Here is a 21632-nt window from a genome sequence, read left to right on the forward strand (position 1 = left end):
AGCAACGATCGGCAGGCGAGGAGCCCGGGAGAAGCATGCGTACAGGTCGTCGGACACGGGCCGGCGTCGGGCGGTGACCACGACCCGACGGGGCGGCATCGCCGGTCCGGTCGGCGGTGACGGGCAGACGTCGCGCCGCCCGACCCGCCACGGCGGCAGCGGACTGCCCGCCGACCCACCGCTGGCCCGCGAGCTGCTCGACGGTCTCGCCGAGGCGGTGCTGACGACCGACGCCGCCGGCCGGGTGACCCTGGTCAACGCCCGGGCGGTCGAGTTGCTCCCGGAGATCGTCGCGGGCGTCGAGCTGTCCCGGTGCGCGATGGCGGCGCTGGCCCGGGCCGTCCGCGACGGCACCGACGCGTTCGAGGCCGAGCACCACGGCCGTCAGCTGCGCGGTGCCCGGCGTCGGCTCACCGGCGACCGGTACGCCTGGTACATCCGCGACGTCACCGAGGAGCACAGTCGCACCGACGCCCTGCTGGCCGAACGCTCCCGCACCGCCTTCCTCGCCCAGGCCGGCAGCCGGCTCGGGCTCTCACTGCACCGGGACCAGACCCTCCGTACGACCGTGACCCTCGCCGTGCCGTACCTGGCCGACGCCGCCGTGGCGCTGCTCCGCCCACCCGCGCCGGCCGAGCCGCGCCCCCGCTTCACGCGGTACGCCGACGACGAACCGGCCCCGGTGACCGGGGTGGCCGACGACGCGTTGACCGACCTCGTGCCCGATCTCGGCGCGGCGTTCGAGGGCGATCTCGGCGAGCCGACCCGCTGGCCGGACGCCGACGTCGCCGAACTGGCCGCCCTGCTTCCGCCCAGCTTCGGCCGGCCCGGCGCGGCGCTGGTCAGCCCGATGCACGGCCCCGGCGGCCCGGCCGGCGCCCTGCTGCTCGTCCGCCGTGCCGGGCGAGCCGACTTCGACCCCCGCGACCGCGAACTGGCCCGCGAGTTCGCCGCGCGGGCCGGCGCGGCGCTGGCCGCCGCCGAGCTGTACGGCGAGCAGGCCCACCTGGCCCGGGTGTTGCAGACCAGCCTGCTGCCGCCGGAGCTGCCGACGGTGCCCGGCGTGCGCCTGGCCGGCGGCTACCGGTCGGCGGGCGACACGCTGCGCATCGGTGGGGACTTCTACGAGGTGTTCCCGCACCCGCGCGGCGCGCTGTTCGCGCTGGGCGACGTGTCCGGCAAGGGCGTCGGCGCGGCGGTGCTGACCGGGCGGGTCCGCCAGTCGCTGCAGACGCTGCGACTCGTCGAACAGCGCCCCCTGGAGCTGATCCACCTGCTCAACCGCACCCTGTTCGACGCGCCCGACGCGGCCCGGCGCAGCCAGCTCACCACCCTGCTGCTCGGCTGGCTGGAGCACGGGCCGACGGGTCTGGATCTCCGGATCGCGGGCGGCGGGCACCCCGCGCCGCTGCTGGTCACCGCCGCCGGCGCCGTCACGAACGTCCCGGTCGGGGGGATGCCGGTCGGCGCGCTGACCGACGCCCGGTTCACCGAGGTGCGGGTGCACCTCGATCCGGGTGACCTGCTCCTCGCGTACACCGACGGGGTGACCGAGGCGAACGGTGGCCCGGGCCAGGGGGAAAAGTTCGGCGAGCACCGGCTTCGTGGCGCACTCGCCGCGGCGACCGGCCTGCCCCCGGCGGCCCTGGTCGACCGGCTGCTCCAGGTGGTCGACGAGTGGGTGGGCGGGCAGGCGCACGACGACATCGCCATGCTGGCGGTGTGCGCGGCACCGACCTGAACGCTGCGAGTCGGACCGGTCAGGCGGTCCGCGCCACCGGTGGCTCTCCGGCGGGCCAGTCGCGGGGTGGGCCCACCGTCCGTTCCGGTGCCGCCGGCCCGCTCTGCCACACCGGCCGGTTCGGTTGTTCCGATGACGAACGCCCGGACCCGTCCGGTCGGTCCGGGTCCTGCGGCCACCCGTCCGGCCGCCAGTCCTCACGCCCACGCGGGGAGTCCTCGTCGTCCGGAGCACTCCGCGCCCGCTGCCGGCGGGCGACCTCGTCGAACTCCCGCACCCCGCTCACCAGCGCGGCCCGCCCGGCCGGGCTCATCGCCGCCAACACGGCGGCCAGCCGCTCCTGACGGTCGTTGCGCAGCTCGGCGAGGAGCCGACGCGCCTCCGGGGTGAGGTGCAGGGAGATTTCCCGCCGGTCGAAGCGCCCGGGCTCGCGTTCGAGCATGCCGGCCGCGACCAATCTGTCGCACAGCCGGCTGGCGGAACTCAGCAACATGTCCAGCCGGGCGGCGAGCCGGCGTAGGTTGATGCCGTCGTACTGCTCGACCACCATGACTGCCCGTAGCTGGGCGCCGGAGACCCGGCTGGCGGTCGCCTCGCGGGCGGAATCCCAGACGCCCAACAGGGCACCCGCCGCCGCGTCCAGTGCGGCAGCCATACTCGTCGCAGGGTCCGGTGGACCGTCGTGTTCGGCCATGGTGGCCCGAGACTACTCCGAACCCACTGGTGGTCGAGCTCTGATCAAGGAGGCCTGATGAGCGAACCGGTCAATCGGGCACGCCGCACCCTGAACGAGACACCGGCCGACCGTCTCGTGGGTGGCGTCCGTACGGTTCTCGCCGAGGCGTACGGGATCACCGAGGCGGAGCTGTACCAGGTCGACTACCGCCTTTCGGAGCTGCTGCCGCTCACCGAGGGTGACTCCCTCCGGGGCGCCGGCCACCCCGCCTGGCGGGCCTTCGACCATCAGTCGCCCGTCCTGGTCGACGGGGTCGCCTGGTTCCCGGTCAGCATGCGCGGCGAACGGCGGGGCGTCCTGCGCCTGGCGCCGGTGGCCGACGAGCCGGCGGTGCTCGCCGCGCTCGCCGACATCTCCACCGCGCTGGCACACGAGGTGGCCGCCGTCTCCCCCGGCACCGACGTCTACAGCGTGGCCCGCCGCAGCCAGCGGCTCACCCTGGCCGCCGAGATGCAGTGGGACCTGCTGCCCGGACGGAGCCGGGTCCGTCCCTCGTTCAGCCTGGCCGGGCAGCTCGAACCGGCGTACGCCGTGCGCGGTGACAGCTTCGACTGGTCCGACGACGGGGAACGGCTCTGGCTCTCCACGGTCAACGGCAGCGGCGAGGGCGTCGCGGCATCCCTGCTCACGTCGCTGGCCACCCATGCGCTGCGCAACGCCCGCCGGGCCGGCCTCGGGCTGGGCGATCAGGCCGCCCTCGCCGACCAGGCCATCTACGACGAGTACCGGGGCAAGCGGTACCTCTCCGTGCTGCTGATGGAGCTGGACCTGCGCTCCGGGACGATGACCGTGGTGGACGCCGGCTCGCCACGGCTCGTCCTCCTGCGCCGGGGAGAGGTCACCGAGCAGCCGTTGGAGGCGCAGTTCCCGCTCGGCATGTTCGAGGCGACCGACTACCAGGAGCAGCGGTTCACGCTGGAGCGCGGTGACCGGCTCTTCGTCGTCAGCGACGGCGTCGTGGAGGCCACCGGGCAGGACGTGCGGTACGGCGAGACGGCGCTGGACCGGTTCCTGCGACGGACCGGCCCGATGGAGCCGCTGGACGCCGTCCGGTCGCTGATCGGTGACCTGCGCGCCTTCGTGGCCGGTGACCTGGTCGACGACGCCGTGGTGGTCTGCCTGGACTGGACCGGCCCACAGCCGTGAGCGGCGCGGTCAGTAGGCGCCGCGGCTGTTCAGCACCGCGCCGGCGGTCTTCCAGAGGATGGTGAGGTCGGCGGCGAGCGACCAGTTCTCCACGTAGTAGAGATCGAGTCGGATGCCGTCCTCCCAGCTCAGGTCGGACCGCCCACTGACCTGCCACAGTCCGGTCATGCCGGGCTTGACCAGCAGTCGCCGGGCCACGTCGCCGTCGTAGCGGGCCACCTCGGACGGCAGCGGCGGCCGCGGGCCGACGAGGCTCATCTGGCCCAACAGCACGTTGACCAGCTGCGGCAACTCGTCAAGCGACCACTTGCGCAGCAGCCGGCCGACCCGGGTCACCCGGGGGTCGTCGCGCATCTTGAACATCAGGCCGTCGGTCTCGTTGCGGACCGCCAGCTCGGCGAGCAGCGCGTCGGCGTTGACGACCATCGTCCGGAACTTGAACACCCCGAACTCCTGCCCGCCCCGGCCCACCCGGACCTGCCGGAACAGCACCGGCCCCCGGCTGTCGAGTTTGACGGCCAGCGCGATGACCGCGATCAGCGGCAGGAGCAGGAGCAGGGCGACCGACGACATGGACCGGTCGACGAAACCCTTGACCAGCTTGCGCGCGCCACGGAACTCGGGCGCCTCGACGTGGATCAGAGGCAGCCCGGCGACCGGGCGGGTGTGGATCCGCGGGCCCGCCACGTCGGTGAGGGCGGGGGCCACGACGAGGTCGACGCCGGTCCCCTCCAACTGCCAGCCGAGCCGACGCAGTCGGGCCGCGGTGAGCTCGCCGGAGGCGGTCACCGCCACGGTGTCCGCACCGATCGCGGTCGCGGCCTCCGGGATGCCCCGGAACGACCCCACCACCGGTACGTCGCCGAGCCGCTGCGCCACCGGTGCGAGCAGCGCGTCCGGGATGCACGCCCCGACCACCTGGTAGCCGGCGTACGGCTCCCGGCGCAGGGTGTGCACCAGTTCCAGGACGTGCGCGGTGTCGCCGACGACGAGCACCTTGCGGGACCAGCCGGCGCCCTTCGAGCGGGCCCGGTGCAGCCGTTTGCGCGCCGCGAACCGGGTCAGCTCCAACCCGACCGTGCCGACGGCGAACGAGATGCCGAGGAAACCACGGGAGACGCCGACGTCGGCGATGTAACCGGCGATGGCGATCGCGCCGGCCAGCCGCAGGCTCGCCGAACTGACCCGCCGGTACTCGTCCGCCCCGTAGCCGACGACCCGGTCGTCGTAGCACCCGAGCGCCTTGAGGGAGATCAGCCAGGCCAGCACCAGCCCGGGGGCCACCAGCACGTACGGGATCTTGGAGCCGACCGGCTCCTCGTCACCGAACCTGCCGACGTACCCGACGAGCAGCGCGATGATGAGGACGGCGGTGTCGAGCACCACCAGGACGCGGATGTAGGAACGTTCGTCGGCACGGGCCACCAGCCCGCTCGGACGGTCCTGGCGCGTCGCCGAGGTGTCGGCGGGGGTCAACAGTGTCGCCGCGGTCACCGGCCCTCCCACTCTGTTCAGGACGGCCCCGGCCGACGGGTCGGGCCATAGGCGGACCGACATTGCCGGAACACGTCGACATCCTGCCCTGACAACTATGACTGCCGATTGCTTCCGACGTATTGCCGTCACTTTTCTTCAACCCTGTGGCCATAAAAGGAACCCGCCGTACCGGCTCAGCGGTACGGCGGGTTCTGGTGCGTCGCGGCGGGTCAGCGCGGGGCTGGGGGGCGCCGCGCGATGGCGGTGAGGAAGATGCTGCCGATCTCGCTCGGGTCCTTGGTGACGAAGACGTCTCCGCCGGTCACCTTCGTGATCGACTCCAGTTCGGCCTTGCTGACGCCCTCGCCGATACCGATCATGATGACCTGGACCGGCCGCTCCGGATCGGCGATCTGCTTGAGCTTGGCGAGCAACTGCTGCTGGTTGATGCCGTTGTCGTCCTCGTTCTTGCCGTCGGTGAACAGCACGATCGAGTTGACCCGCCCGGGCTGCCAGTCCTCCTGCACGGCCTGGTACGCGGCCAGCATCGTGTCGTACAGACCGGTGTCACCGTTCGACGGCTTGACGGTGGCCAGCGCCGCCTCCAGCTGGGCCCGCTGACCGGAGAGCGGCCCGATCGGCACCAGCTCCCGGTAGTCGCGGTTGCCGACCAGCTTGGTGGAGAAGGTCCACAGGCCGATGGACCAGGAGTCGTCGAAGAGCCCGAGGCCGCGGCGGGCCGCGTCGACGGTGACCTCCTCCCGGCTGCGGTTGTTGGCGCTGGGCACCTCGTCCTTCATCGAGCCGGAGACGTCGATGACGGCGAGCATCCGGCCGGACTGGGTGGCGATCGACCAACTGGACACGACACGCTGTATCGCGGCCGGGTCCAGGCCACCGGCCGCGGTGCCGCCGGCCGCCGGGGCGGTCGACGCGCCACCGGCCGGACTCGGCGCGCCCTGCGGTGCGTTGAAGCCGGAACCCCAGCTGCCGTCCGGCCCGCGCAGCGACTGCGCCGCCAGGCGGTCCCGGAACTTCGGCGCGGTGAGCAGCTCGTACAGCACCTTCGCGGCTGCCGCCTTGGTCGGCTCGATGCCGGGCAGCACGGCGTACGGGTAGTCCAGCGGCATCGGGGCCGGCTCCATGTAGAGCGCGGCGAGCGGCACCGGCGGCTTCTTGCTGTTGTACGCGATCACGTCTTCCTCGGACAGCGCCGCCGCACCCAGAGCGCTCGCGATGGAGGTCGGGTCCGTGGCGGTCGGGAAGCGGGCGAGGAGGTCGTTGCGGAGCGAGGAGCGACCGGTGGCCAGCGCCCGCAGCGCGCCCACCGTGTTGCGCTGGGCGTCGCCGCCCGCGCCGCTGGCGGCCGTGGTCAACGAGAGCAGACCGGACAGTCCGGCCGCGTCCCGGGTCGGCTCGACGATTCCGGTACGCAACGGCTTGCTGCTGTTGACCTGCTTGAGCAGGTCGGTCCAGGTGAACTTGGCGTTGGGCCAGCCGAGGCGCGTGGCCACCGGCTCGGGCATCGCCACCACGACCGGGCTGCGCGCGATGGAGGCGCCGTTGGTCGGCGCGAACGCCGTGGCGTCCTTCTTGAGGCGCAGCAGCCAGGTCGAGGAGTCCGGCACCCAGACATCCGGGGTGACGGCCGTACCGCTGGCCTGCCCGACGCCGGCCAGTACGGCACCGTGCTTCGCGGCGACCACGGCAGCCACATCGACCGGGTCGGATGCCGAGACATCGACGCGGATACAGGTGGGGCCGACGGCGGCGCCGTCCTTGACCCATTGGGAGGCGGCGGCGTCCACGGCGGGCGCGAGCTCGGAGGCGACCGCCACGGCGAGTCGGATCTCCCCTGAACAGCTGGGCTGGATCAGCTCCTTATAGCCGAACCAGACGCCGGTGGTGACGACGAGAACCGTCGCCGTCGCGGCGGCGGCTGCTAGATGGAGTTTCGAACGCATTCGATGGCGGCCTGCAGACACGCTGACCATCTTGCGTATTAGGTGCCGTCTCTGCCACATCCGTTCGGACTAAAGTTACGCAGGAGAAACAGTTGATCACCGTTTAGCAACAGAGAGTGATGAATCGGCCCCACGGCGTTGCCAAACCCGTCGCGCTCTCGCATTAGCGTCCGTCGTTTCGTCCGCTCACGGCAGGACGCACGTCGGGCTCGCCAGCGGCACGGGCTCGCCCACCGGAGCCGGTACGCCGGTGCTCGGGTCGCGTCGGAAGACCCGGACCATGTCCGCCCGCTCGTCGGCGACGTAGAGATGATCCCCGATCAGCGCGAAGTGTCGCGGCCACTCCCCGCCGGTGTCCACCTCGGACACCAGCGCGGGCAGCTCACCGGCCAGGTCGAAGACGGCGATGGTGCCGACGCCACGGTTCGCCACGTAGAGGAAACGGCCGTCCGGGTCGACGGCGACCTCCGACGGCTGGATGTGACCGGTCCGTCCGCTCGCGTCGACCCGGCCACGCTGGTGCAGCGATCCGTCCTCGGTCAGCTCGTACGCGGTGACCGTGCCGTCCAGCTCGCCGACCAGGTAGCAGCGCCGACCGTCGGGGTGCCGGGCCAGGTGCCGGGGCCCGGTGCCCGGCGCCGTGCGCATCCGGGGACCGCGCGGCACCAGCCGTCCGCTCGCGCCGTCCAGGTCGTACCGGTAGACCGAGTCGGTGCCGAGATCCACGGCCAGCAGGGGCTCCCGGTCGCGGCCCGGCGAGACCATGTGGGCGTGCGCCCGCTCCTGGCGTTCCGGGTCGACGCCGTGGCCCTCGTGCACCACGAGGTCGCTGCGTTCGCCGGGCACGCCCTGCGCGTCGAGCGGGAAGACCGCGACGCTGCCGCTGCTGTAGTTGGCTGCCACCAGGTGCCCACCGTCGGGCAGCACCGCCAGGTGACAGGGATCGGCGCCGCCGGTCGAGAAGCTGCCGAGTGCGTCCAGCGCGCCGTCCGACCCCACCTGCCAGGCGCTGACCTGACCCTCGGTCAACTCGTTGACCGCGTAGAGCACCGGCCGGCTGGGGTGCCGGGCGAGGAACGACGGCGACGGCGTGACCGCCACCGTGCCGAGCGGTGTCAGGGCCCCGGTCGCCGGGTCCCGGTGGGCGGCGACGATGCCGTCCGCCCGCCCGCCGCTCTGCGCGGTGTAACCCCCGATGTGGACGATTCCGCCCTGACCAGTCACGCTGCACCCCTTCGCCGACATCCTGGAGTAGATCCAACCAGAGCTGCCCGGGAAGCCGGCCGGCTAACCGGCTTTTCGACGCCGGAGCGGGCCGCCGGGCACGCGGTGGCGGTTCAGGAGGCCGGCACCGGCTCGCCACGCTGCCGGGCCACGTGCTCGACCAGGGAGATGAGCACCAGCTTGCCGGACTGCCGGTCCCGGGCGTCGCAGAGCACCATCGGCACGTCCGGGTCCAGGTCGAGCGCCCGGCGTACGGTCTCCAGGTCGAAGCGACGGGTGTCCTCGAAACAGTTCACCCCCACCACGAACGGGATGCCGCGCTGCTCGAAGTAGTCGATCGAGGGGAAGCAGTCGGCCAGCCGGCGGGTGTCCGCGAGCACCACCGCGCCGAGCGCGCCGAAGGCCAGCTCGTCCCAGAGGAACCAGAACCGGTCCTGGCCGGGGGTGCCGAACAGGTACACCTGGAGGTCGTCGTTGATGGTGATCCGGCCGAAGTCCATCGCCACGGTGGTGGTCGTTTTGCCCTCCACCCCCGAGAGGTCGTCGGTGCCGATGCCGGCGTCGGTCAGCACCTCCTCGGTCTGCAACGGCCGTACCTCGCTCAACGCGCTCACCAGCGTCGTCTTGCCGGCGCCGAAGCCCCCCGCGATGAGGATCTTCAGTGCCAGCGGGACGGTGACCGCTGAGCCCGCATGGTCATAGCGCACGGAGTCCACTGACCACCGCCTTGAGGATGTCGTCGTTGGGAAGATCGCGGCCGGCCGGCGGCTCGTGCACCGCGACCAGGCCCTGCGCGAGGAGGTCACCGAGCAGCACCCGGATCACCCCGACCGCGAGGTCCAGCTCGGCCGCCAGTTCGGCCACCGAGACCGGGTGACCGGCCAACTCGACCAGCCGGCGGTGCTCCGGCGGCAGCTGCGGATGGGCGGCCGGGTCGAGGTCCGCGCCGGCCAGCACGAACGCGACCAGGTCGAAGCCGCCGGCGGCGGGGCGTACCCGACCGCCGGTGAGCGTGTACGGACGGACCACGGGGCCCGCGTCGCCGTCCAGCCACTCGTGCTGGGGGCCGGGCGGCTCAGTCCGCATCACCGGCGTCCGCGGACGGTCGGGCCGACGCGGTCAGGTTCTCCCCCACCCGGATGACCAGCATCGCCATCTCGTACGCGACCAGGCCGATGTCCGCGTCCGCATCGCTCACCACCGCCAGGCAGGCGCCCTGGCCGGCGGTGGTGACGAAGAGGTACGCCGACTCCATCTCCACCACGGTCTGCCGGACCGGGCCACCGTCCACGTGGTGACTCGCGCCCCGGGCCAGGCTGGAGAAGCCGGCGGCGAGCGCGCAGAGGTGCTCGGCGTCGGCGCGTTCCAACTCCGCCGAGGAGCCGAGCAGCAGTCCGTCGGCGGAGAGCACCACCGCCTCCCGGGCGGCCGGAACCCGTTGCACCAGCTCGTCGAGCAACCAGTCAAGGCTGGCGCTCTGCTTCGTCGTTTCCCGCACTAGGCGTCCCTCTCAGTCGCTGTCGGTTCGAAAGGCCTCGGGGGGCGGCGCAGCGGATTCCGCATCGGCGGCGTCCCCGGTGTCGGGGGCCGCCGCGGGTCGGTGCGCCGGGGTCGCCGTCGGCGCAGCGGCCGGGATCGCCGGCGCTGCGGGAGGCGGGGACGCGGGGGCGCGGGTCGGGGCCGCCGGGGTGACGACGGTCGCGCGACCCCGGGCGGTGCCGGCCTGCAGGGCCGCCATCACCCGACGTACCTCCTCCGGCGAGCGGGGGGACGGCGTGTCGGCGGCGGTGGACCGGGGCAGGGCGTTGGGGGTACGCCGCCGCACCCGGCGGGGCAGCCCCTCCAGGTCGTCCGTCGTCCCGTCGGAGGCCGGCCCGTCGTTCGCGGCCGGCGCGTCGGTCGCCGGGCCCGCGGGCAGGGCGAGGGTGGGCGGTTCGCTGGTGGCGACCGACGACGAGGGGGTACGAGCGGCGCGGGGCCGGGGTGCCGTGGTCCGGCGTACGGGCCGGGTCAGCCGCCGGTCACCGGGCGCGGCGGCCAGCGAGGCCGGGTCGGGGCCGGCCGGCGGCTCGGCGGTGACCAGGTCGGTGGGGATCAGCACCACGGCGGTGACGCCGCCCGCCTCGGGGGACCGCAGTCGCACGCGTACGGAGTGCCGAGCCGCCAGCCGGGCCACCACGAACAGGCCGAGGCGGGCGCTCTGCGCCGGATCGAACTCGGGCGAGCTGGTCAGCCGGGTGTTGGCGTTCTCGAGCGCGGCGGCCGACATGCCGAGCCCCTGATCGGTGACGGACAGGACGTACCCGTCGGTGGTCTGCTCACCGGTGATGGCCACCCGGGTGTCCGGCGGGGAGAAGGCGGTGGCGTTCTCCACCAGCTCGGCGAGCAGGTGGATGATGTCGCCGACCGCCCGGCCCAGCACGCCGGCCGGCTGCACGGCGGTGATGTCCACCCGGTCGTACGCCTCGACCTCGCTGATCGCCCCACGAACCAGGTCGACCATCGCGACCGGGTTGCGCCACCCGCGGCCCGGCGCGGCGCCGGCCAGGATGACCAGGTCCTCGGCGTGCCGGCGGAGTCGAGTGGCCAGGTGGTCCACCTGGAACAGCTCGGCCAACTCGTCCGGGTCCTCGGCGCGCCGTTCCATCCGGTCCAGCAGGTGCAACTGCCGGTGCACCAGACCCTGGCTCCGACGGGCGATGTTGAGGAACACCTCGTTGAGGCCACGGCGCAGGGTGACCTCGTCCACGGCCGCCTGGACGGCGGTGCGCTGCACCTCGGTGAAGGCCCGCCCGACCTCGCCGATCTCGTCGTTGCCGTACTCCAGGGGTGGGGCTTCCCGGGCGACGTCGACGTGCTCGCCGCGACGCAGCCGCGCCACCACGTCGGGCAGCCGGTGCTCGGCCAACTCCAGCGCGGCGGTACGGACTCCGCTGAGCCGCCGTACCAGGGTGCGGCCGACCCGCAGCGCCACCAGCACCGAGACCACCACGGCGACCAGGCCGAGCACCCCGGCGGCGGCGAGCCGGACCAGGATGCCGACCGCCATCGGCACCGAGCGGTCGGTGAGGTTGTCGGCCTCGGCCAGCTCGAAGTCGCGCAACTCCCGCTGAACGGCGTCGTGGCTGGCCTGCCACGCCGCGGCGTCCACCGGTGGACGGCCGGAACGGTTGGCGCCGATCAACGCGTCCTGCATGGCCCGCAGGCTGGTGAAATCGGGACTCTCGCTGAGCCGCTGGTACGCGGTGCGCCCGGTCTCGGGCAGGTCGGCCACCGCGCTCTCGGTGAGCCACCGCTGGTTGCCGATGGTCTGCACGAGCAGCGCGTGCTCTCCGTTGCCGAACTTTCCGGCGGTCAGCACGCCGGCCAGCATCGCGTCGGTCTGGCCCAGCAGCTCTCGGGAGCGGCCCAGCGCGGTGAGAGCCAGCGCCTGCCGGTTGATGCCGGGATCGCTCAGGTTCGCCATCGCGGAGAACGCCTGGAAGGCCGCCGAGACCATGCCGCTGTAGAGGCCGATCGCGCCCGCGCGGTCCATCATCCCGTCGTCGATGAAGTCCCGCCCGGTGGGCAGCGCCGCCAGCGCGGTGACCAGTCGGTCGACGCGGTCCTGCAACAGGTCGTCGGCGGCGTCGCGCAACGCCTCCCCGTCCACGCGGCGGCGCAGCTCGGCCACCGCCCGGTCGGTACGCAGGCGCTGCTCGGCCAGGGCGGGCAGGTCGGTGGTGCCGGCGAGCTGCACCACCGAGAGGCGACGCTCGCGTTGCAGCTCGGTGACCACCACCTCGCCGGGACGGCCCAGGTCGTAGAGCAGGGTCCGCGCGGAGAGCAGGTTCAGCGCGGGAACGAAGGTCAACGTCGTTGCGAAGATCCACAGCGCGAGGAGCGCGGTCACCGGGGCGACGACCAACGCGGTCAGCTTCGAGCGGATCGGCCAGTCGCGGGTTCTCATCAGACCTCGCCCGTCAAGGGGTGGCAGGAGGGGCGCCGGCACCGCCGGGCAGCACGCTCGCCGGTCGCGTACCCGGCCGTCGGGCCGGGCACCGGCGCGCGCGCCTTGGGCAGGATACGTAATCATGCCCGGTTGCACTACCGCCGTCGGTCGGCATCCGCGCTGCCGAGCGCGCCTCCACCGGCAGGCGACGCGCACCGGCGGCGCGCTCCCCGGGGCGCTGGCGCTGGGCGGGAACGGATCAGACGTTGCCGGCCAACGCGTACGACGGTGCCCAGCCCGCCCACGCGGACTATCTGGAATGAGTCAGGTTTTTGTCAGCTGCGGCGACACCGGACCGCGATCGGCGAGGAAAGTCCCTCGGATCGGGATTGGCGATCAGTAGGCGGAGGGAATACCAGATGACGAAGGAGGAGCCCATGTCGCCCACGCAGATAATCGTCATCGTGCTCGTCGTGCTGGTGATCATCGCGGCGATCGCCGTGGTCGTCCGGACGGCCGGCCGCCGTCGCGCGCTGCGCAGCCGGTTCGGACCGGAGTACGACCGGGTGGTGCAGGAGCAGGAGAGCCGGTCCGCGGCGGAGCGTGAACTCCGCGACCGGGAACGCCGGCACGCCGAGCTCACGCTCACCCCGCTCAGCCCGGAGTCGCGGGCGCGTTACGCCGCCGCCTGGGAGGAGCTTCAGATCCGCTTCATCGACTCGCCGGGCGAGACCGTGGGCGACGCGGACGAACTGGTCACCCGACTCATCGAGGAGCAGGGCTACCCGACCGGGGACTTCTCCGACCAGCTCGCCCATCTCTCCGTCGAGCACGCGCGCACCCTGACCAACTACCGCGACGCGCACGAGATCCACCTGCGCAACTCCCGGGGTGAGGCGACCACCGAGGAACTGCGGCAGGCGGTCGTGCACTACCGGTCCCTCTTCGCCGACCTGCTCGGCGAGGAGCCGGTCGGACAGCGCACACCCGAACAGCGTTCCCACCCGGACACTCCGCACGACGCCACGAGCCGCTGAGGAGGCCACCGATGCGCCACGAAGAGCAGCAGGTGAGCAACGACCACCCGGAGGCCGTCCGGTCCGCGCCGGTGCCGGTGCCGCCGAACCGCGACCGGGCCGCCCACTCGGACGTACCAGAGGACGCCCTGGACGATCGGGGCACCTTTGACGATCCGACCGTCGACGACGCGCGGACCGCCGACGACGTCCCGACCGGCGACCACGAGCGGGCCAACGGGACCGACCCGGGCGTCCGGCACGACCGGACCGACGACGACCGGACCGACGAGGCCCGCCGGAACCGGTCCGACGACGAGGGTGGCTTCCACGAGCCGGGTCCGCTGCCGACCGCGTTCGGCGCGACCACGGTCGCCGACGCGGTGGCCGCGTCCGCCCTGGCCAGCCCGCGTCCGCAGGACCAGCCCGACCCGCGGGCCGAGCGGACCGCCGCGCCGGGCGACGGCGCCGAGGACGGTGAGCGGGAGGGCCTGCGCGCCGACCCGACCGCCGAACTGCACCGCCGCGACGATTTCGTGGAGACCGACCGGGACGCCGACGAGGTCGGCGATCGGGATGTCGACGAGCGGGGCGACGCGACCGACGCCTCCGCGCGGACCGTCGTCGTGCCGGGCAACCGGGACGACGCGGCCACGGCCGGCTACGGCAGCGCCGCGCCGGAGATGGTGGACCCGGACGCGGACGCCGAACCGGTCACCACCGAGGGTGTCGGTGGCTCGCTGGAGTCGGCCGGGACGTCCCGGCCCGCCGGTTCGACCGTCGCCACCGACGCGGCCACGCTCCTCGACGGGGACACCGCGCAGGGCTTCCGGGACCGCTGGCGGGACGTGCAGCTTCGGTTCGTCGACGATCCGCACGCCGCGGCCGGCGAGGCGCAGGCCCTGGTCGAGGAGGCCATCCAGGCTCTCGCCTCGGCGCTGGCGGCGCAGAAGAACACGCTTGGCGGCTGGCAGGACGCCGGCTCGGCGGACACCGAGCAACTCCGGATGGCCGTCCGCAACTACCGGGACTTCCTGGACCGCGTCCTGGGTCGCTGACCCGCCGGACCACGGGGCGCTCGGCCGACACCGGCCGGGCGCCCCGTCCGTGTCCGCGCCCGCCCGGGCTGCCGCGGTCCTGCTTCTCGAGTACTGACGGGCCCTTCGCGACGCCCGGACTCCGCTTCGGCTCGACCGTCTCCTGAAGCGGATCTCGGTGTGCCGGTCCAACCCTTTGCTCTGCTTCACCATAGGCAACACTCGGTGTCCGGATACCGGACACGAGCCGTTTCCTCGGCTGAAGCAGAGCAAAGGAGCCGGCCCACCCACCCCAGGGCATCGGCCCGACGCTGCCGCCGCGCGGCGGCATGACGACGGGTACGCCACGAAAGACCGCCCGGGAGGGCGCTAACCCCACGGATCAGACAGGCAGGCGTGAAAGTCCGTCCACGGGGTAATAGGGCGCGCGCATCGAATCCGGTGCCAACGTCGGACGAGGGGTGACGAGATGGACGGTGGCGGCCTCCGGCTCAACATGAACGGGCTGGACTACCTGATCCTCGCGCTGTACTTCGTCACCGTCCTCGGGGTCGGCTTCGCCGCCCGGCGGGCGATCCGGACCAGCGTCGACTTCTTCCTCTCCGGCCGCTCCCTGCCGGCCTGGGTGACCGGCCTCGCCTTCGTCTCGGCGAACCTCGGGGCGCTGGAGATCATCGGCATGGCGGCCAACGGGGCCCAGTACGGCGCGATGACGGTCCACTATTACTGGATCGGCGCGGTGCCGGCGATGGTCTTCCTGGGCATCGTGATGATGCCCTTCTACTACGGCTCCAAGGTCCGCAGCGTCCCGGAGTACCTGCGGTTGCGCTTCAACCGACCGACCCACCTGCTGAACGCGCTGAGCTTCGCCGTCGCCCAGGTGCTGATCGCCGGTGTGAACCTCTACGCGTTGGCCCTCGTCATGCAGGCGCTGCTCGGCTGGCCGCTCTGGACGGCGATCGTGGTGGGCGCGGTGATCGTGCTGGCCTACATCACCATCGGCGGCCTGTCCGGGGCGATCTACAACGAGGTGCTCCAGTTCTTCGTCATCCTGGCCGGCCTCATCCCGGTCACCGTGATCGGCCTGGTGAAGGTCGGCGGGGTGAGCGGGCTGATGGACGCGGTCCGCGACTCCCCGCTCGGCGAGGCGGGCCTGCACACCTGGCAGGACACCGGCAGCACCGCCAACCCGCTCGGCGCGCAGTGGATCGGCATCGTCTTCGGTCTCGGCTTCGTGCTCTCGTTCGGCTACTGGACGACGAACTTCGCCGAGGTGCAGCGCGCCCTGTCCGCCAAGAACATGAGCGCTGCCCGGCGTACGCCGATCATCGCCGCGTACCCGAAGCTGTTCATCCCCCTGGTCACGATCATCCCGGGTCTGGTGGCCCTGGTGACGGTGAAGGGGCTCGGCGCGGACAGCGGCGACCTGCAGTACAACAACGCCATCCCGCTGCTGATGCGGGACCTGCTGCCCAACGGCGTGCTCGGGGTCGCGGTCACCGGCCTGCTCGCGTCGTTCATGGCCGGCATGGCGGCCAACGTGAGTGGTTTCAACACCGTCTTCACCTACGACATCTGGCAGGCGTACGTGCGCCGCGGCCGGTCCGACGAGTACTACCTGCGGATCGGCCGGTGGGCGACCGTCGGGGCCGTGGTGATCGGCATCGGGACGGCGTTCATCGCGTCCGGGTTCAGCAACATCATGAACTACATCCAGGCGCTCTTCTCCCTGTTCAACGCCCCGCTGTTCGCCACCTTCATCATCGGCATGTTCTGGAAGCGGATGAGTGCCCTCGCGGGCTTCTGGTCGCTGCTGCTCGGCACCCTGGCGTCGCTGGCCACGTACCTGCTCTACAAGGGCGGCGTGGTCGACTTCAACTCCGACCTGGAAGAGAGCTTCTGGGGCGCCGGCATCGCGTTCGTCACCGTGGCGCTGGTCGCCGCCATCCTCACTCCGATCACCGCGCCCAAACGCGACGAGGAGCTGCGCGGGTTGGTCTACGGGATGGGCGGCGTCGACCTGAAGGGCGACGTGCTCGCCGGGGACGCCGTCTGGTACCGCTCCCCCGTGCTGCTCGGCGTGATCGCCGTCGCGCTCGCGGCCCTCTTCTACATCCCGGTCTTCTAGGAAAGGAGTCGGCAGATGAGCAACGACGGCGAGCCGGCACAGGACCCGTTGATCGACGAGACGCAGGCCGAGGAGCGGCGCTCCGCCGCCGCCCGACTGTTCGACATCCGTCGGGTGATCGGTGGTCTCTTCGTGGCGTACGGGGTCATCGTGACGCTGATCGGCATCTTCGACAGCCGGGCCGAGATCGACAAGGCCGAGGGTGTCCGGATCAACCTGTGGGCAGGGCTGGCGATGCTCGCCTTCGGCCTGGTCATGCTGCTCTGGCAGTGGCTACGCCCGGCGGAGGCGCCGTCCGCGAACGAGTCGCAGCCCGAGCACTGAGCCAGGTCCGCCCGCCGGCGCCGTCCACCTGGGCGGCGCCGGCGGCGCGCATGGGTGCCCGCGCACGGGGTACGCGAGGGGGATCAGGCACCGTGTCGGACACAGGAGGCAGCACCATGACCGATCGCGACCGCCGACCGCCGCTGGAGGAGAGCCCGCAAACGGCCGCCGCGGTGGACGACGACAGCACCGTGCCGGAGCTGCGGACCGGGGGCGGCCCGGACCGGGACACGCCGACCTTCACCGAACCCCGCGGGCGGCAACCGGACCTCGCTCCGGAGACCGACGACCTGCTCGGCGACCCCTACGCGGCCGGAACCGGCGCGACCGGCACCGGCACCGGCGCGGGGGGCGACAACATCCGTACCGGGGCGGAGCAGCCCTGGGAGCCGGAGGACCTGGTGATGGCCCGGGGACAGGACCTCACCCCGGAGAACCTGGAGAAGGCGCGCCGCGACCTGGCCGAACACGGCCGTGCGGCGATCGAACGCACGGTGCCCTGACCTGAGCCGAAAAAGGGGGGTCCCCGGCCCGACCGTACTGGTCGGACCGGGGACCCCGGGGAAACCTGCCTCCGGCAGTGCCTCACCTACTGCCGGGGGCGGGTTGGCGCGTGAGCTGCCCGCTCAGAGCGCCGGGTAGGCGTTCTGCATCAGCTCCCGGAACTGGGCCGAGAACCACGCGCCGGAGATCGGAGCGTTCGGCAGGGCACCGGTCGGGTTGTTGCCGTTGCGGGCGTTGCCGCCGTACGTCGGGTCGCACATCCGGTCGAAGCCCTTGCCCTCGTTGTTCGGGATCTCCGAGCTGGAGCCGTCCGACTCACCCGGGGGCTTCACCCAGACGTAGGCGTCGATACCCGTGGCCGGGTTCGCCCGAGGCCGCTCGCCGAGACCCGCACCGGCCTGGTTGCACCAGTTGCCGGCGTGGTACCGGCGGTCGACGCGACCACCGTTGACGTACGTGTCGACGCTGGTCGTCGCGCCCGGGCCGGTGGGCCGGTTGGCGCCGCCCCAGCCGTTGCGGGACGTGTCGATCAGCATGCCGATGTTGGAGTTGAAGCCCAGCGACACCAGCTTGGTCCGGAACGCCTGGGCGAAGGACAGCTCGTCGACGTAGTAGTTCCAGTCGATCCACTTGGACTGCCGCACCGTCTGGCCGTTGACGTTGTCGGTGACCTTGAAGTACGGCTCGGTCAGCGCCGAGTAGTTCGCGGTGTTGGTGATGAAGCCGTGCACGTTGTTGACCGTGCTGCCGGAGGCGACGGCGGCGGTCTTCAGGATCTCGGCGGACGGGCCGAAGTTGCTGTCCCAACCGAGCCAGCCGTGGTGCCCGGCGTCGATGTAGTTGTAGACGTTGCCGATCGCGCCCAGCTTGGCGAGGGCGTAGCCGACACCGTTCACGTAGGCACCGTTGGCCTTGACCGTGTCACACATGACCGTGCCGCCGGCCTGGCCGGAGGTGTTGGTCACCAGGTTCGGCAGCGAGTCGATCTCGATGATGTTGATGATCCGGATGTTCCGGTACTTCGAGTCGCTCTGGATCGCGGCGATGGGGTCGATGTACTCGGACTTGTACCGGGGCAGCTCGTCCGGGCCCAGCTCACCGTTCGAGGCGAGCGCCGAGCAGTCGCGGCCGGGCAGGTTGTAGATGACGAACTGGATGTAGCCTGCGCCCTGGCGCAGCGCCTCGTCCAGGTGGTCCTTCACGCCGAAGGCGCCGTTGGAGCTGCTGTTCGGCGTGCCGTTGATCGCGGCGATCCGGTCCAGCCAGACGGCGGTGGGGTTGTTCGAGACGCGGCTACCGCCGGGCTCGGCGTCCGCCTTGGCCTTCCACTCCGGGTTCACGTACCCGGGCACACCGGCGTACGGGTTGTCGACCTTCACGCCGGGGGGCGGGGTGGTCGGCGGCGGCCCGGTGGTGGGCGGAGGGGTCGTGGGCGGCGGCGTGGTGGGCGGAGGCGTGGTCGGCGGGGGCGTGGTGGGCGGCGGGGTGGTCGGGTTACCGGTGCCACCGTTGCAGACCACGCCGTTCAGGGTGAACGAGGTCGGCTTCGGGTTGCTGCCGCTCCACGCGCCGTTGAACCCGAGGGTCGTCGACGCACCGGTGGCGAGGGTGCCGTTGTAGGACATGCTGCGGGCCGTGACCTGGCTGCCGGACTGGGTGTACGTGGCCGACCAACCCTGCTGAACCCGCTGGCTGGAGTTGGGGAAGGTCCAGCCGAGCGTCCAACCGTTGACCGGGTCACCGAGGTTCTTGATGGTGATGTTGGCGGTGAAGCCGCCCTGCCAGTCGTTGGTCGTGTACCCGATTTCGCACTGGGTCGCGGCCTGCGCCGCGGTGACCGGGATTGTCACCAGCCCGCCGGCGACCAGAACGCCCGCGCCGGCGAGCGCGAGGGTCCGGCGTGGGCCGGACAACCTTCTCCACACATTCATGCCACTGATCTCCTTGGGCGAGACCGGGCTCGCGTACGGCCCGGCGGGACGGCCCGGTGGGCGTCCTGCACGGACGGCCTCCGGCGCCACGGGATTTTTTGGGGGTGCCCGACCCGGACGGGCGGTGGTGGTGGTTGGTGATTGGCCGGCGCGTGCCGACCGATCGGCGGCCGGTTGTCGTCCGGTGAACCGGATGCCCTCGACGCCCCGCCTGCGCGGTGTGGCTCCCCGAACCGCGTGCGCCGATTCTTGCATGGGAGCGCTTCCATGGCAATGGCTCGATGCGCGACCGCCCTCGACCCGGACGATACCCCCGAGCGACGCGGGCGGCACCTGCGGTCCGTTACCGGGCGAGCGCGGCTGGTATCGCGCGAGGGGTCGGCAACGCCGCGAGCGACACCGGTCGGGCGGGGAGCGCCCGGGACGGCACGCCGGGCAGAGAAAGCCGCGTACCACTCCTTCGCCTCTTACCACTAGCAAAGGTCAAAACGCGAATCTTTCCCTTCATAAGTCATGAAAAGGTCTAACGTCGGTCTTAGCTCGGTTGTCGCCGGGCTCAGGACAACAGGGATGGAGTGACGCAGGTCATGGCTAAGAAGATGCTCGGGAAGGTCGTTGCGGGTGCCGCCCTCGGTGGCGCTTCGCTCCTGGTGTTCGCGCCGGGTATCGCGTTCGCTGACGGTCACCACGACGAGGACGGCAAGGTCTACGCCAAGCCCCACATCGTGAAGGCCGGCGACGAGGTCAAGCTCCTCGAGATCTGCCCGGATCGGCAGGAGCACGCGTACGTGTGGTCCAAGGTCACCGGCAAGGTCAAGCTCAAGCCGGCGCGGGACGACCGGGGCGAGGACCGCGGCGAGTGGAGCGAGGAGGAGGACTCCTACGACCACGACGACAAGGGCAAGGACGAGCACGGCAAGGACGACAAGGGCAAGGACCACGAGGGCAAGGACGAGCACGGCAAGGACGACAAGGGCAAGGACCACGAGGGCAAGGACGACCAGGGCAAGGGCGACGAGGGCAAGGACAAGGGCGAGCACGGCGACGCCCAGCCCGATGGCCAGGGCGGCGGCGCTGCCGCCGACGCCTACGAGGACGAGGACAGCAAGGACAGCAAGGACTGGAAGGGCGAGGAGCACGGCCAGGACGGCCGGGACGACGAAGGCAAGAAGGACTGGGAGTCCAAGGACGAAGGCAAGAAGGACTGGGAGTCCAAGGACCGCGAGTACGGCTCGGACGACGAGTACGGCTCCGACAAGGGCTGGGAGTCCAAGGGCCACGAGTCCGAAGGCCGCGACTACGGCTCCGACGACGAATACGGCTCCGACAAGGGCTGGGAGTCCAAGGGCCACGAGTCCGAAGGCCGCGACTACGGCTCCGACGACGAATACGGCTCCGACAAGGGCTGGGAGTCCAAGGGCCACGAGTCCGAGGACCGCGACTACGGCTCGGACCACGGCCGGGACGAGCGTGGCCGGGACGACGAGCGCGAGTTCGTGTACTACGGCGAGGCCAAGGTCGACAAGGACGCCAAGCCGGGTCGTTACGAGCTCAAGGGCTCGTGCGGCGAGGGCGAACTGGTCGTCCTGCCCCACGGCGGGGTCGACGGTGGTGACGGTGGCGTCAGCACCGGCACCGACCGTGGCCTGGCCACCGGTGGCGCGAGCCTGCTCGGCGCTGCCGCGCTCGGCGGGATCGTGCTGATGCGTCGTCGGCGGACCGATGGTTCGCTCGCCTGACGTGACGGCGACACGGGCCGGCGGCCGTCACGGGAGACCGTGGCGTGCCGCCGGCGCGGCCGTCGTCGTCACCCTTGCCATGATCGGCGCCGGCATGATCGGCGCCTCGTTGAAGACCACGCCCGCTCCCCGACCCCCGCAGCCGCTGGCCCAGGCCGGTCCCGAGGTCACCGGGTCGGCGGTCACCGACACCGACGTCCCGGCCCCGGATACCGAGGCCGCCCCGGCCGGGCTCGCCCGGTCGGCCCCGACCACCATCGAGATCCCCCGGATCGGCGTCAACGCGACGATCATGTCGCTCGGCACCAACCCGGACGGCACGGTCCAGGTCCCCCCGCTGGAGCAGGCCGAACAGGCTGGCTGGTACGAGCCGGGCCCGAGCCCCGGTGAGACCGGCAACGCGGTCATCGTCGGGCACGTGGACTCGGCCAAGCTCGGCCCGGCCGTCTTCTTCGACCTCGGCTCGCTCGTGCCCGGTGACACGATCACGGTGCGGCGGGCGGACGGTCAGCCGGCGACGTTCCGGGTCGACTCGGTGAAGTCGTACCCGAAGACAGCCTTTCCCACCGAGCTGGTGTACGGGCCGAACGACCGGCCCGGCCTGCGGGTGGTGACGTGCGGCGGCCAGTTCGACGAGACCGTCCGCAGCTACCCGGACAACATCGTCGTCTTCGCCACCCTGACGACCTGAGCGTGCGTACCCGAAAGCGGTCCGGCCGGTCGGGGTGACCCGAC

18 protein-coding genes are annotated in these 21632 nt (G+C 71.9%); 9 read left to right on the forward strand and 9 right to left on the reverse strand.

Going from position 1 to position 21632, the window contains the following annotated elements; all coding sequences use genetic code 11:
* The first annotated feature begins 73 nt into the window (after nt 1–73).
* The gene (locus AC3EN4_RS19730) at nt 74–1741 is read left to right on the forward strand and encodes a PP2C family protein-serine/threonine phosphatase (RefSeq protein WP_435207241.1); all 1668 of its coding nucleotides are present in this window, start codon (nt 74–76) and stop codon (nt 1739–1741) included.
* A 19-nt stretch (nt 1742–1760) separates the two neighbouring features.
* Here the strand turns inward: AC3EN4_RS19730 and AC3EN4_RS19735 are convergent, their stop codons facing one another.
* Nucleotides 1761–2396 carry a MarR family winged helix-turn-helix transcriptional regulator gene (locus AC3EN4_RS19735; RefSeq protein ID WP_435207242.1) on the reverse strand — a complete coding sequence of 212 codons (636 nt, stop codon included), beginning with the start codon at nt 2394–2396 and terminating at the stop codon, nt 1761–1763.
* Between the two features lie 96 nt (nt 2397–2492).
* Between AC3EN4_RS19735 and AC3EN4_RS19740 the strand changes: the two genes are divergently transcribed.
* Nucleotides 2493–3623, forward strand: a complete 1131-nt coding sequence (locus tag AC3EN4_RS19740) for a PP2C family protein-serine/threonine phosphatase (protein WP_435207243.1) — start codon at nt 2493–2495, stop codon at nt 3621–3623.
* Nucleotides 3624–3632: 9 nt separating this feature from the next.
* On the opposite strand, the gene AC3EN4_RS19745 is transcribed toward AC3EN4_RS19740, so the two are convergent.
* The 7 genes from AC3EN4_RS19745 to AC3EN4_RS19775 all read right to left on the reverse strand — a co-directional run bounded on the left by AC3EN4_RS19745 (nt 3633) and on the right by AC3EN4_RS19775 (nt 12236).
* Nucleotides 3633–5117 carry a sugar transferase gene (locus AC3EN4_RS19745; RefSeq protein ID WP_435207244.1) on the reverse strand — a complete coding sequence of 495 codons (1485 nt, stop codon included), beginning with the start codon at nt 5115–5117 and terminating at the stop codon, nt 3633–3635.
* Nucleotides 5118–5329: 212 nt separating this feature from the next.
* The gene (locus AC3EN4_RS19750; RefSeq protein WP_435207245.1) at nt 5330–7084 is read right to left on the reverse strand and encodes a substrate-binding domain-containing protein; all 1755 of its coding nucleotides are present in this window, start codon (nt 7082–7084) and stop codon (nt 5330–5332) included.
* Between the two features lie 165 nt (nt 7085–7249).
* Nucleotides 7250–8287: a lactonase family protein gene (locus AC3EN4_RS19755; protein WP_435207246.1), complete on the reverse strand. Its 1038-nt coding sequence runs from the start codon at nt 8285–8287 to the stop codon at nt 7250–7252.
* Between the two features lie 113 nt (nt 8288–8400).
* Nucleotides 8401–9003, reverse strand: a complete 603-nt coding sequence (locus tag AC3EN4_RS19760) for a GTP-binding protein (protein WP_421472855.1) — start codon at nt 9001–9003, stop codon at nt 8401–8403.
* A complete protein-coding gene (locus tag AC3EN4_RS19765; RefSeq protein WP_422736610.1) occupies nt 8984–9373 on the reverse strand; it encodes a DUF742 domain-containing protein in 390 nt (129 codons plus the stop codon). The genes AC3EN4_RS19760 and AC3EN4_RS19765 overlap by 20 nt, the downstream gene beginning before the upstream one ends.
* A complete protein-coding gene (locus AC3EN4_RS19770) occupies nt 9363–9785 on the reverse strand; it encodes a roadblock/LC7 domain-containing protein (RefSeq protein ID WP_396804272.1) in 423 nt (140 codons plus the stop codon). The genes AC3EN4_RS19765 and AC3EN4_RS19770 overlap by 11 nt, the downstream gene beginning before the upstream one ends.
* 12 nt (nt 9786–9797) lie before the next feature.
* Nucleotides 9798–12236, reverse strand: coding sequence for a sensor histidine kinase (locus AC3EN4_RS19775; RefSeq protein WP_435207247.1), 2439 nt, complete (start codon nt 12234–12236; stop codon nt 9798–9800).
* A 419-nt stretch (nt 12237–12655) separates the two neighbouring features.
* Here AC3EN4_RS19775 and AC3EN4_RS19780 point away from each other — a divergent pair, with 419 nt between their 5' ends.
* From AC3EN4_RS19780 to AC3EN4_RS19800, 5 genes are all read left to right on the forward strand, one after another.
* The gene (locus AC3EN4_RS19780; RefSeq protein ID WP_435207264.1) at nt 12656–13255 is read left to right on the forward strand and encodes a hypothetical protein; all 600 of its coding nucleotides are present in this window, start codon (nt 12656–12658) and stop codon (nt 13253–13255) included.
* An 11-nt stretch (nt 13256–13266) separates the two neighbouring features.
* Nucleotides 13267–14292, forward strand: coding sequence for a hypothetical protein (locus AC3EN4_RS19785; RefSeq protein ID WP_435207248.1), 1026 nt, complete (start codon nt 13267–13269; stop codon nt 14290–14292).
* Between the two features lie 448 nt (nt 14293–14740).
* The gene (locus AC3EN4_RS19790; RefSeq protein WP_435207249.1) at nt 14741–16399 is read left to right on the forward strand and encodes a sodium:solute symporter family protein; all 1659 of its coding nucleotides are present in this window, start codon (nt 14741–14743) and stop codon (nt 16397–16399) included.
* A gap of 15 nt (nt 16400–16414) precedes the next feature.
* The gene (locus tag AC3EN4_RS19795) at nt 16415–16723 is read left to right on the forward strand and encodes a hypothetical protein (RefSeq protein WP_435207250.1); all 309 of its coding nucleotides are present in this window, start codon (nt 16415–16417) and stop codon (nt 16721–16723) included.
* 116 nt (nt 16724–16839) lie between these two features.
* Nucleotides 16840–17226 carry a hypothetical protein gene (locus tag AC3EN4_RS19800; RefSeq protein ID WP_435207251.1) on the forward strand — a complete coding sequence of 129 codons (387 nt, stop codon included), beginning with the start codon at nt 16840–16842 and terminating at the stop codon, nt 17224–17226.
* A gap of 123 nt (nt 17227–17349) precedes the next feature.
* Here the strand turns inward: AC3EN4_RS19800 and AC3EN4_RS19805 are convergent, their stop codons facing one another.
* Nucleotides 17350–19158: a glycoside hydrolase family 6 protein gene (locus AC3EN4_RS19805; RefSeq protein ID WP_435207252.1), complete on the reverse strand. Its 1809-nt coding sequence runs from the start codon at nt 19156–19158 to the stop codon at nt 17350–17352.
* A gap of 587 nt (nt 19159–19745) precedes the next feature.
* On the opposite strand from AC3EN4_RS19805, the gene AC3EN4_RS19810 reads away from it, so the two are divergent.
* Both AC3EN4_RS19810 and AC3EN4_RS19815 read left to right on the forward strand, forming a co-directional pair.
* Nucleotides 19746–20897 (forward strand): hypothetical protein, encoded by a 1152-nt coding sequence (locus tag AC3EN4_RS19810; protein ID WP_435207253.1) that lies wholly within the window; start codon nt 19746–19748, stop codon nt 20895–20897.
* Between the two features lies 1 nt (nt 20898).
* Nucleotides 20899–21588 (forward strand): class F sortase, encoded by a 690-nt coding sequence (locus AC3EN4_RS19815; protein ID WP_435207254.1) that lies wholly within the window; start codon nt 20899–20901, stop codon nt 21586–21588.
* Nucleotides 21589–21632 lie beyond the last annotated feature (44 nt).

This window comes from Micromonospora sp. bgisy143 (assembly GCF_057708145.1).

What these genes read in the sequence shown, in the direction of transcription:
- AC3EN4_RS19735 (WP_435207242.1), bottom strand. Translation starts at nt 2,396, where the DNA reads ATGGCTGCCGCACTGGACGCGGCGGCGGGTGCCCTGTTGGGCGTCTGG.
- AC3EN4_RS19740 (WP_435207243.1), top strand. Translation starts at nt 2,493, where the DNA reads ATGAGCGAACCGGTCAATCGGGCACGCCGCACCCTGAACGAGACACCG.
- AC3EN4_RS19765 (WP_422736610.1), bottom strand. Translation starts at nt 9,373, where the DNA reads ATGCGGACTGAGCCGCCCGGCCCCCAGCACGAGTGGCTGGACGGCGAC.
- AC3EN4_RS19775 (WP_435207247.1), bottom strand. Translation starts at nt 12,236, where the DNA reads ATGAGAACCCGCGACTGGCCGATCCGCTCGAAGCTGACCGCGTTGGTC.
- AC3EN4_RS19780 (WP_435207264.1), top strand. Translation starts at nt 12,656, where the DNA reads ATGTCGCCCACGCAGATAATCGTCATCGTGCTCGTCGTGCTGGTGATC.
- AC3EN4_RS19785 (WP_435207248.1), top strand. Translation starts at nt 13,267, where the DNA reads ATGCGCCACGAAGAGCAGCAGGTGAGCAACGACCACCCGGAGGCCGTC.
- AC3EN4_RS19790 (WP_435207249.1), top strand. Translation starts at nt 14,741, where the DNA reads ATGGACGGTGGCGGCCTCCGGCTCAACATGAACGGGCTGGACTACCTG.
- AC3EN4_RS19795 (WP_435207250.1), top strand. Translation starts at nt 16,415, where the DNA reads ATGAGCAACGACGGCGAGCCGGCACAGGACCCGTTGATCGACGAGACG.
- AC3EN4_RS19800 (WP_435207251.1), top strand. Translation starts at nt 16,840, where the DNA reads ATGACCGATCGCGACCGCCGACCGCCGCTGGAGGAGAGCCCGCAAACG.
- AC3EN4_RS19805 (WP_435207252.1), bottom strand. Translation starts at nt 19,158, where the DNA reads ATGAATGTGTGGAGAAGGTTGTCCGGCCCACGCCGGACCCTCGCGCTC.
- AC3EN4_RS19810 (WP_435207253.1), top strand. Translation starts at nt 19,746, where the DNA reads ATGGCTAAGAAGATGCTCGGGAAGGTCGTTGCGGGTGCCGCCCTCGGT.